General features: G+C 63.5%; 12 protein-coding genes and 1 pseudogene. 9 read left to right on the top strand and 4 right to left on the bottom strand.

Features of this window, described 5'->3' with window-relative positions:
• Nucleotides 1–226: 226 nt before the first annotated feature.
• Genes MSZK_RS19325 through MSZK_RS19295 form a run of 7 tightly spaced genes read left to right on the top strand, consistent with a single transcriptional unit; the run spans nt 227 to nt 5,666 of the window.
• Nucleotides 227–1,690, top strand: a complete 1,464-nt coding sequence (locus MSZK_RS19325) for an aromatic ring-hydroxylating dioxygenase subunit alpha (RefSeq protein WP_047040736.1) — start codon at nt 227–229, stop codon at nt 1,688–1,690.
• A gap of 8 nt (nt 1,691–1,698) precedes the next feature.
• Nucleotides 1,699–2,298 carry a 3-phenylpropionate/cinnamic acid dioxygenase subunit beta gene (locus MSZK_RS19320; RefSeq protein ID WP_095795377.1) on the top strand — a complete coding sequence of 200 codons (600 nt, stop codon included), beginning with the start codon at nt 1,699–1,701 and terminating at the stop codon, nt 2,296–2,298.
• Nucleotides 2,295–2,627, top strand: coding sequence for a hypothetical protein (locus tag MSZK_RS19315; RefSeq protein WP_047040740.1), 333 nt, complete (start codon nt 2,295–2,297; stop codon nt 2,625–2,627). Before MSZK_RS19320 ends, MSZK_RS19315 begins: the two co-directional genes overlap by 4 nt.
• Before the next feature lie 18 nt (nt 2,628–2,645).
• Nucleotides 2,646–2,840 (top strand): ferredoxin, encoded by a 195-nt coding sequence (locus MSZK_RS19310; protein WP_047040743.1) that lies wholly within the window; start codon nt 2,646–2,648, stop codon nt 2,838–2,840.
• On the top strand, nt 2,840–4,072 hold the full coding sequence (locus tag MSZK_RS19305; protein WP_047040745.1) for an NAD(P)/FAD-dependent oxidoreductase: 1,233 nt from the start codon (nt 2,840–2,842) through the stop codon (nt 4,070–4,072). The genes MSZK_RS19310 and MSZK_RS19305 overlap by 1 nt, the downstream gene beginning before the upstream one ends.
• A 53-nt stretch (nt 4,073–4,125) precedes the next feature.
• The gene (locus tag MSZK_RS19300) at nt 4,126–4,818 is read left to right on the top strand and encodes a class II aldolase/adducin family protein (RefSeq protein ID WP_231963757.1); all 693 of its coding nucleotides are present in this window, start codon (nt 4,126–4,128) and stop codon (nt 4,816–4,818) included.
• Nucleotides 4,819–4,874: 56 nt separating this feature from the next.
• Nucleotides 4,875–5,666, top strand: a complete 792-nt coding sequence (locus MSZK_RS19295) for an IclR family transcriptional regulator (protein ID WP_047040750.1) — start codon at nt 4,875–4,877, stop codon at nt 5,664–5,666.
• 315 nt (nt 5,667–5,981) lie between these two features.
• Here the strand turns inward: MSZK_RS19295 and MSZK_RS33105 are convergent.
• The 4 genes and pseudogenes from MSZK_RS33105 to MSZK_RS19280 all read right to left on the bottom strand — a co-directional run.
• Nucleotides 5,982–6,995: pseudogene (locus MSZK_RS33105) on the bottom strand (ISL3 family transposase); the annotation flags it as partial.
• 126 nt (nt 6,996–7,121) lie between these two features.
• Nucleotides 7,122–7,544 carry a hypothetical protein gene (locus MSZK_RS32420; RefSeq protein ID WP_156525812.1) on the bottom strand — a complete coding sequence of 141 codons (423 nt, stop codon included), beginning with the start codon at nt 7,542–7,544 and terminating at the stop codon, nt 7,122–7,124.
• A complete protein-coding gene (locus MSZK_RS32415) occupies nt 7,541–7,759 on the bottom strand; it encodes a hypothetical protein (protein WP_047040755.1) in 219 nt (72 codons plus the stop codon). Before MSZK_RS32415 ends, MSZK_RS32420 begins: the two co-directional genes overlap by 4 nt.
• Before the next feature lie 94 nt (nt 7,760–7,853).
• The gene (locus tag MSZK_RS19280) at nt 7,854–8,231 is read right to left on the bottom strand and encodes a hypothetical protein (RefSeq protein ID WP_047040757.1); all 378 of its coding nucleotides are present in this window, start codon (nt 8,229–8,231) and stop codon (nt 7,854–7,856) included.
• Nucleotides 8,232–8,392: 161 nt separating this feature from the next.
• Between MSZK_RS19280 and MSZK_RS19275 the strand changes: the two genes are divergently transcribed.
• Both MSZK_RS19275 and MSZK_RS19270 read left to right on the top strand, forming a co-directional pair.
• Nucleotides 8,393–8,683: a transposase gene (locus tag MSZK_RS19275; RefSeq protein WP_047040760.1), complete on the top strand. Its 291-nt coding sequence runs from the start codon at nt 8,393–8,395 to the stop codon at nt 8,681–8,683.
• Nucleotides 8,684–8,688: 5 nt separating this feature from the next.
• Complete coding sequence (locus MSZK_RS19270) at nt 8,689–9,372, top strand: IS3 family transposase (RefSeq protein ID WP_199203401.1); 684 nt, start codon at nt 8,689–8,691, stop codon at nt 9,370–9,372.
• Nucleotides 9,373–9,439: the final 67 nt, after the last annotated feature.

Here is a 9,439-nt window from a genome sequence, read left to right as displayed (position 1 = left end):
CGGTCGACATCACCCCGGAACCCTCGCCCGACACTCCGGTGTCCGAGGTCGCCTGACGACCCCCGATCCACAGGATTTGACTATTCCTCTTTCGCGAGCACTTTAGATGAGTCTCGTCGGGGGCTTGACGAACGCCACACTTTAAGTCATTCTCTTTCTAAAAGAAACTATCTCTGATTACCAGAGATGACTGGCGTCTTGCCGGCCCGGACAAGGAGATCCATCAATGACTGACCACAGCGGCGTGATTCAGGATGTACGGCAGGGCATGATCCCTGCACACATTTACAACGACAAAGAGATCTTCGAGCTTGAAAAGGAGCGGGTCTTTGGTCGCAGCTGGCTTTTCGTCGCCCACGAATCCGAGGTGCCCGAAGCTGGCGACTACGTGGTGCGCCGCGTCCTGGAAGACTCATTCATCATTTCCCGTGATGAACATGGAGAAATCCGGGCACTGTTCAACATGTGCCTTCACCGCGGCATGCAGGTCTGCCGCACGGAGATGGGAAACGCTTCCCACTTCCGTTGCCCGTACCACGGGTGGTCCTACCGTAACGACGGCCGCATAGTCGGACTGCCCTTCCACAAAGAGGCATACGGCGGCGAAGAGGGCTTCAAGAAGCAGGGGCAGACGTTGCTGCCTGCTCCTTCCCTGGGCATCTACAACGGCCTTATCTTCGTCAGCCTGGATCCTGACGCAGAGCCGTTGGAGGACTTCCTGGGTGACTTCAAGTTCTACATGGACTACTACACGAAGCAAAGCTCCGGCGGGATTGAACTGCGCGGGCCGCAGCGGTGGCGGGTCAAGGCCAACTGGAAAATCGGAGCCGAAAACTTCGCCGGCGACATGTATCACACCCCCCAGACCCACACCTCCGTCGTCGAAATTGGTTTGTTCCGCGAACCAAAGGCGGAAAAGCGCAAGGACGGGACAACCTATTGGGCCGGCAACGGCGGCGGAACTACCTACAAGCTTCCCGAAGGAAGCCTGGAGGACCGCCTCCGCTACGTGGGCTACCCGGACGAGATGATCGCCCGCATGAAAGAGCAGTGGAGCCAGGAGCAGCTCGACGTCGTGGGCAAGGACGGGTTCATGGTGTCGGCGGCGTCGGTGTTCCCGAACATGAGCTTCGTGCACAACTGGCCACGGGTCGAAGAAGACTCCGATGAAGTGCTCCCGTTCATCTCCATCCGGCAGTGGCAGCCAATCAGTGAAGACGAGACCGAGATCGTATCGTGGTTCGCCGTCGACAAGAACGCGCCCGAAGAGTTTAAGGCACTTTCCTACAAGGCCTATCTCATGTGCTTTGGCAGCGGCGGCATGTTCGAGCAGGACGACGTGGAAAACTGGGTTTCCTTGACCAGCACCGCCGGCGGCCCGATGGCACGGCGCCTGCTGCTGAACAGCCGCATGGGCATGCTGGAAAACGGACAGAACGTCGTCGAACCCCTGACCCCCGAGCAGTACTCCGGCCCCGGCTCGACCCGCGTCGGATACAGCGAATACAACCAGCGTGAACTGCTCCTGCGATGGGCCAACCATCTTGAACGACCGATGGAAAAAGCGGCCCAGGTGCACGTCGGCAGCAATCCGGTGCAGGACTGTCCGTCTGACACCCCGGATTCTTTCCCGGCTCCCGCTGAGCACAACGGGCACGCCCCGGCAATGACCGTTTCGAAGGAGGGCTAGCCGTGGGTATTGAAGCCGTAACCGAACGCAGCAACAAATCTCTCTCGGAGCAGTCGGTGCTGGGAGGGCACGCCCCCCGTACTCAGAGGACGGGTGACTCCCTGCCGTTCAATGATGAACTTCATCTGCAAGCCCACAAGTGGCTTGTCGATGAATCCTATTTGCTCGACGCACAGGAGTACGACGAGTGGCTGAGCCGCCTCACGGACGACGTGCACTATCTCATGCCGGTGAGGGTGACCACTGCCCTCGGGGCCGGTTACAGCACGTCTCCCGGGATGGCGCACATGGATGAAAACAAGTACTCGCTGAGCCGCAGGGCGGCGCGCTTCGCCACGGAACACGCCTGGACCGAAGACCCTCCGTCGCGGCTGCGCCACTACGTCACCAACGTCCGGACGTTCCGTACCGGTAACCCGGATGAGATCATCGTGGATTCGGCGGTCCTGCTGTTCCGCAGCCGGGGCGACGTCCGCGAGGCCGCGACCGTGTCGGCAGGCAGGGAGGATCTGCTGCGCCGCACCGGCTCCGGCTGGCAGCTCGCCCGCCGCACCATCATGGTCGACGAGGCGGTCATCCGGATGCAGAATCTGGCCATATTCCTATGAAACTCGAATGGGAAGGCGAAGAGGAGGACCGCCTTGCCGCCATTCGAGCGGCGGAGGAGCGCGACCGGCTGGAAGCACGGGTCAACGGCGCTCCGATCGTGATCGCCAACGAATTCTCCGAAGTCCAGGTAAGCCGCGTCGAGACGCGGAACGGCTCGCGGCTGATGATCAAGTCCCCGCGCTCCGGCCAGTGGGTGTCCCTGTGCCCCCTGGAGCTGGAAGCCCTCACCTGGCAGGCGCCGGCAACCTTCTCGGCCATGATCGGGCATCCGTTCGGGCCGCTTGTCACCGAGGACGAGCAGCCGCCCCAGAACAAAAACAACATCTAGAGGCCAAGGAGATTGACAATGCCTACCGTAAAAGCAGATCTGCAAGCCTGCCAGGGCTACGCCAACTGCGTCGTTGGGGCACCCGACTACTTTGATCTGGATGACGACGGAATCGTTGTTCTCCTCAGGACCAAAGTTCCCGAGGCCGAGCGTTCCCGTGTCACCGAGGCTGCCCGCAGCTGCCCGGTGTCCGCCCTAGTAGTGGAGGACTGATGAACACGACCACAGTTATCGTCGGCTCCTCAACCGGCGGCGTGCGTGCTGCCCAGTCCCTGCGCCTGGAGGGGTATGAAGGCGACATCGTCCTCGTCGGTGCTGAGACGGAACTCCCGTACGACAAGCCGCCGTTGTCCAAATCCGTCCTCTCCGGCAAAGCAGAGGAGTCGTCCATCCGCCTCCTTACCCGCGAGCAGGCGGAGGAAGCCAGCATCCGGCTGCTGCTCGGGCACGCCGCCACAGGCATCGATGTCGCCGGAAACCTGTTGTACCTCCAGGACCACGAACCCCTACACTTCGACAACCTTGTGATCGCCACGGGCGCATCTGCCCGACCCTCACCCTGGGGCCAACGGCCCGGGATCCACGTGCTCCGTTCCCTGGACGATGCCCGGAAACTGCGCGCCGACCTCCTCAAAGGCGGGGAACTGGCAGTGATCGGCGCCGGTTTCATCGGTGCCGAAGCAGCCGCGACGGCACGTACGCTCGGTCTGGAAGTGACAGTCATCGACCCGATGCCCATACCAATGAGCCGCATCTTCAACGCCGAAATCGCACAGCTGTTTGGAGAACTCCACCGCAACAACGGCGTCACCACGATCTTTGGCACCGGAGTCGAGGCCATTGAGGGCGAGCACGGGTCCTTCAGCGTCAGGCTTACCAACGGCCAGACAGTACAAGCCGCCACCGTTCTCATCGGGATCGGCGCGGTTCCCAACGACGCCTGGCTGGCCTCCTCGGGACTGCTGGTGGACAACGGCGTCGTGCTGGACGAGTTCTGCAGGGCTGTGGACGCCCCGAACGTGTATGGCGTCGGCGACGTGGCGCGCTGGCGGCATCAGAAGCACGGTGCGGACATCCGGATCGAGCACTGGACAAACGCGGTTGAGCAAGCCTCATGCGTCGCCCACAACATCACCCATCCGGACAGTCCCCGCGAGTACACACCGGTTGAATACGTCTGGAGCGACCAGCACGACTGGAAAATCCAGGTCGTCGGTCGCGTGGGAGGCAACGCCGACCATGTCCTCATCGGAGACCCTGAGCTGCACGGTCGGTTCGCAGCGCTCTACACCACCGACGGAGTGGAACTGTACGGTGCCGCGATCGTGAACTGGCCGAAGGCCCTGCTTGCCTGCCGCCGCGGCATGGGATCAGGGATCGGCGTGCAGGAACTGCGCGACAAACTCGAGCTCCTGCTCGAGCCCCGGCCGACGGCGGCACTCTGATGCGGGGAAGTCAGCCGCCGGTGGTCCACGAAGAGCAACGGCAGGCCATCGCAATGGCCTGCCGGGTCCTGGCCGGCCGCGGCCTCGCCGACGGAATCCTCGGCCACATCAGTGCGCGAACGGGGGAGAACGAGCTCTTGGTCCGTTGCAGGGGTCCCAAGGAGCGTGGCCTCGCGCACACCGAAGCCAACGACATCCGGCTGGTCGACCTCGACGGCAATCCCGCCGCCGAAGGCGAGCTCGACAGCGGCTACACGGTCCCCAACGAGCTGCCTCTGCACACCGAGCTGCTGCGGCGGCGCCCGGATATCAACTCCGTTGTGCATGCCCACCCCCCGCAGGTCGTGGCCGCCGACTTGGCAGGGCTCGCTATCCGGCCGATCGTCGGGGCGTTCGACATCCCGGGCACCCGCCTGGCGGCAGACGGAATACCCGTCTACCCCAGAGGAGTGCTCGTGCGAAACCGCGAGCTCGCAGCGGAAATGCTCGACGCCATGGGCGATCGGCCCGTGGTGCTGCTGCGCGGACACGGCCTCACCAGCGCGGCGCCGACGATGGAGCAGGCGGTCCTCCAAGCCATCAGCGTAAACACCTTGGCAGGCCTGTCGCTTCAGATCACAGCAGCCGGAGGGCAGCTGCACGACCTTCCCGGTCCCGACATGGCGGAGCTGCCAGATCTCGGAGGGCCGTTCAACATCGCGACCGCCTGGCGACACGAGCTCGCCCGGCTGAGCGTCAGCCCATGAAGCCGGCCAGCGCGGCAGTGCCGACAGTCCCGCCGACGCTGGGTACGATACAAGGCATGCGATCGACAGAGACAGAAGACGGATCCAAATACGGTCCGCCGCCGCAATACCCCATCGAGTCTGTTGATAACGCCCTGCGGCTGCTCCTGCTGTTCGAAACCCAGCCCAGCATCAGGCTGACCGATGCCAGCACTTACTTGGGCGTGGCGTCGTCGACGGCGCACCGGCTGATGGGCATGCTTCTCTACCGTGGCTTCGTTCGGCAGAACCCGGCGACCCGGGCCTACGAACCTGGGCAGGCGCTGAGCTCGATTGCCTTTGCGATCAGACGGCAGGTGGACATCCGGACACTGGCCCGGCCGGTCCTCGAGCGGATCTTCGAACAAACGGGAGAAACCGTCCACTTCGCCAGGCTTGAGAGGACTGACGTCCAATTCATCGACGCCATCGAAAGCAGGCGAGCGGTCCGCGTCGGTTCCCGCCAGGGCCTCACCTTGCCAGCAAACTGCACTGCGACTGGTAAAGCGATGCTGAGCCTCCTCGGTGAGAAGCAGCTGCGGAATCTGTACCCAGGGCAGGAACTCCCCAAGCTGACTACCAACTCAATTACCTCCAGGTCGGACCTTGAAAGGGAGCTCGACGAAATCCGGCACAGGGGTTACGCAAATAGCCGCGAAGAGAGCGAAGACGGGGTGACATCGGTCGCCGCCGCGGTTGCCGGCCCAAGCGGCACTGTCTACGGAATCAACGTATCTGTGCCGGCCCACCGCATGTCGGAGGAGCTTCGCAGCGACCTCGGGGGCATGCTCCGGGCAGCCGCAGAAGAACTCCAGGGGCGCCTGGTCTAGAAGACTTAAAGCGGCTTCGCGTTTAGGCATGGTTGGTCTGTTTGTTCCGGTAGGGGCGGTGGCCGCCGGCGGCCAGTAGGCATCTGAGTCTGTAGTTGGTGAAGTTGCGGAAGCCGCGGGCGATTCGGCGGGTGGTTTCGATGACGCCATTGAATCGCTTCGGTGGGTCCGTTGGAAGCGCCGTGGGTGTCGAAGTAGGCTAGGATCGCTGTCTTCCATTGAGTGTCCGCCCGAGTCGGGCGACTTCCGGGATGGGGAGGTCGGGAATGATGTGATTACTTCGTTGACGAGTTCCCGGCCCCGCTCCGGGCGGGCGTGGTAGATGTTGCGGAGCTTCTGGTAGCACTGCCAGGCCAGGGTGACTTCGTGGCCGTGATCCCCGGCGCTGAGCTTAGCATCGAGCCGGGCGGCTTGTTTGTCGGTGAGGTGTTCGGCGCCGATCTGCAGGGTTCGACGGATTCCGTAGAGCGGGTCGCCCTTGCGGCCGCGGTGTCCCAGGGTGTCCTGCTGGACCCGGCGGCGGACCTCGTCGATCATGGCCGAGCCGAGCTTCACGACATGGAACGCGTTCAGAACGGCGATGGCTTCGGGCAGCTCGTCACGGATCGCGTTCGCGTAGCCGCGGAACGGATCCAGCGCGGCGGTCTTGATCCCGGCAGTGAACCCTGCGCCGCGTTCTTTGAGCCAGTCCGCATAGGCCTTCCCCGACCGGCCCGGAACCAGGTCAAGCAACCTGGCGTGCACCACCCCCGCGGGGTCGCGGGTGTGGTCCACGATCCCGGTGACCATGCCGGTTCCGGGCGGGCCGGTGTGGGACCAGACATGCTCATCGACCCCGAGCGCATCTACCCCGGTCAGCCGGCCGGTCGATGCGATCCGCCGGGTGGCTTCGATCCTGACCGCGTCCCAGACGGTGTGCCAGGAGACGCCGAGCTGATGGGCCAAGGCGGAGACCGAGGTGTCGAAATGCTGGAGCGCATCGGTCGCCCACCCGGCGGCCCTGGCGGTGAGCTTCGCCCGTGGTCCTGCCAGCGGGTGCTCCTCTGTGAACGTCGTTCTCGGGCAGTCCGGGTCCGGGCACCGCCAGACACGTTTGGCCCACAGCAGCCGCACCGGGCGGCCGAAACAGGGAATGTCATGGAGACGGACCTGGCGGCGTCCATGCCCGACCGCGATGACGCCGCAGTCGGCGCAGCCGGTGACGTTCTCCCCGGTTTCGACGCCCAGAAGCAGGCCGGTACCGGTTGCCGTGACGGAGCTGACGCGGACGCCCTCGACACCGAGCAGCGCATCCGCGCGCGTGCACCAGCGGCCACCGGAACACGACATAGAGTTATTCATGTCAGGGTCTCTTTTGGGTATTGGTTGCTTGGTCGCGACCAATTCAAAGAGGCCCTGACCTCTTTCCTGCCGCACCACGCCGCAGCTGCATGCGGCCACGCCCTGCCCCCGGCGTCAGACGGCCCTCACCCTGCTCATCGTCGAAGGCCCAAGGCGACCGGCTTCCCGGCGAACGCGGCCGCAGGCGCCGGACTCCTCCGGCCGCCAGATTGTGTGCACGCCAACGTCGAGCAACTTCCGCTCACCGACGTCCGTGATGACCCAGACAAATCCGTGTTCCGGAAACGTCATGTCAACCCGCCCGTACCACAATGCCCCGGTTTCATGATCCCTCACAGCGATGCGGTGCCCGCGGGCCAGGGACAGGAAGACTTCGATTTCGCATTCTGTCAGCGACTCTTTCAACCCATTCCTCCCCGGCGCTGCGCCGAGAGCCGCCGTACGCAGGGAACAGCCGGCCTGGCGGGCGGCGGGGCAGACCATGCTAAAAACGCTGCCAGCCGGCGCGCCGGAGAGATCGCTCTGCTGTCCGTTCATCGCAGCCCGCTCCCCCACCTTTCGAGTGTCACACCGCGTGGAACGTCGCTGTCCAGGCGCGCTTCATAGCGGCCCGGGGCGAGGCGGGCCACCGAGATGCCGACGTGTTCAGCCATCGCCGCCGGCTTCAGCAGATCCACCGCTTCATCCAGGGCGGCGTCCAGTTCTTTTCGGGTGTGAACGGCGACGACGAGACAACCGGGTGCTGCGTGCATGGTCAAATCCTTAATCTGAGGGCGGTGATCAGTACTTTGGGACACGCCAAATGTCCCTGGGACGGAACGGAGGAGCGGCAGCCCGCCGGCATGATCAAGCCAGGGCCCAAATCCCGGCGGCCCCGGCGGAACCTAGGGGACCAAGGCTTCCGGCAGAAGAAGGGGCAGGACCGTGGAACGCTGCAGAACGGCGGCGGTTTACCTCCGACAGTCCCATGATGGTGGCTTCAACATCTTCCAGGGATTGCTGAATCCAGGCGAGGGCGGCCAGGTCATCGGAACTGTGGGCCGCGTCGATTGATGACGCCTCTAGGAGCGCAGCCCGGCGGCTGATCCTGCCGGAAAGTTCGAGGATCAACGGCGGAATCATGGCCAGGGATTCACCCCGCGTTAGGTGCGCGAAGGCTTCTTTTCCAGCGCCACGGTGGGTGACGGCGACCGTGAGGGCCAGATCTGAGGAGTTTGTGGTCATGGGTCTGTCCTTCAGGTTGTTCAAAGTCCTGGTCTTTTCGGAGTGCTTCCGGTACGACGGAAGGGGAGTCTCGGGTGGTTCGTCCCGCCGCAGATCGTCCGCGCCGCAGGCACACTGAGGTGTACTACTGATGTGAGACACAGTTTGAAAGGATTGTGCTCATGTCTGCTCGACCTACCTATTCCGATGAGTTCAAGGCTGATGCCGTTGAGCTCGTGGTTTCATCTGGCCGTTCGCCGGCTTCTGTCGCTCCGGAGCTCGGCATTTCCGTCACCGCGTTGAAACGCTGGGTGCGGGTGTCCCGTGAGGGGCAACCAGGCGGTGGGGGGAAACCGGATGATCCGGTGGATCCTGCGAAATACAAGGCGTTGGAAGCACGGATGCGTGAGCTGGAGAGGGAGAACGATTTCCTGAAAAAAGTTTCGGCGTTCTTCGCCAAAGAACAACGGTAGAGGACTTGTACCGAGTTGTTCAGGAGAAGAACGCCGACTTCCCGGTGGCCTGGATGTGCCGCCAGCTTGGTCTCCCACGGGCGACGTATTACCGGCGGCTGGACGCCGGCGACACCCCGACTGCGCTGCGCCGCCGGGAACTGACGGATCAGGTGAAGACCGTCTTCGATTCCTCCGACGGGATCTTCGGGCACCGCATGGTCCATGCGAAACTTGCCGCCGCCGGCATCGAGGTTTCGGTGGGCACTGTCGCGGGGATCATGGCCGAAAACGGGTGGGCGGCAAAGCGGATGAGAGCGTTCAAGCGCACCACGATCGCCTCGGATCCGGATAAAGTCTTCGAGGACCTCATCGGCCGGGACTTCACTGCAGAAGCCCCTGGAACGCGTCTGGTGGGCGATATTACCTACCTGCGCACCGGCGAAGGGTGGCTGTATTTGGCCACTGTCATTGACCTGTGCACCCGCATGGTCGTCGGCTGGGCCATGGCTGAGCACATGCGCGCCTCGTTGGTTACCGGAGCCCTGACGATGGCCAGGGACAGCGGCCACCTGAGCCCCAACGCCATTTTTCACAGCGACCACGGAACGCAGTACACCTCCCGGGAAATGGGCGCCTGGTGCGCAGGAAACAAGATCCGCCAATCCATGGGCGCCACCGGGGTGTGTGTTGACCGTCTCTCAGCATGACGACCACGGGGTAGTTATTCGTCATTGAGGTTGCTGATGTGAGGCGCCGGATTCTTGTGAGGTTGCT

Origin of the sequence: Mycobacterium sp. shizuoka-1, assembly GCF_002723835.1 — a bacterium.
Taxonomy (GTDB): domain Bacteria; phylum Actinomycetota; class Actinomycetes; order Mycobacteriales; family Mycobacteriaceae; genus Mycobacterium.
The sequence above is the reverse complement of the archived record's forward strand: the minus strand, read 5'-3'. Positions and strand labels throughout refer to the sequence as shown.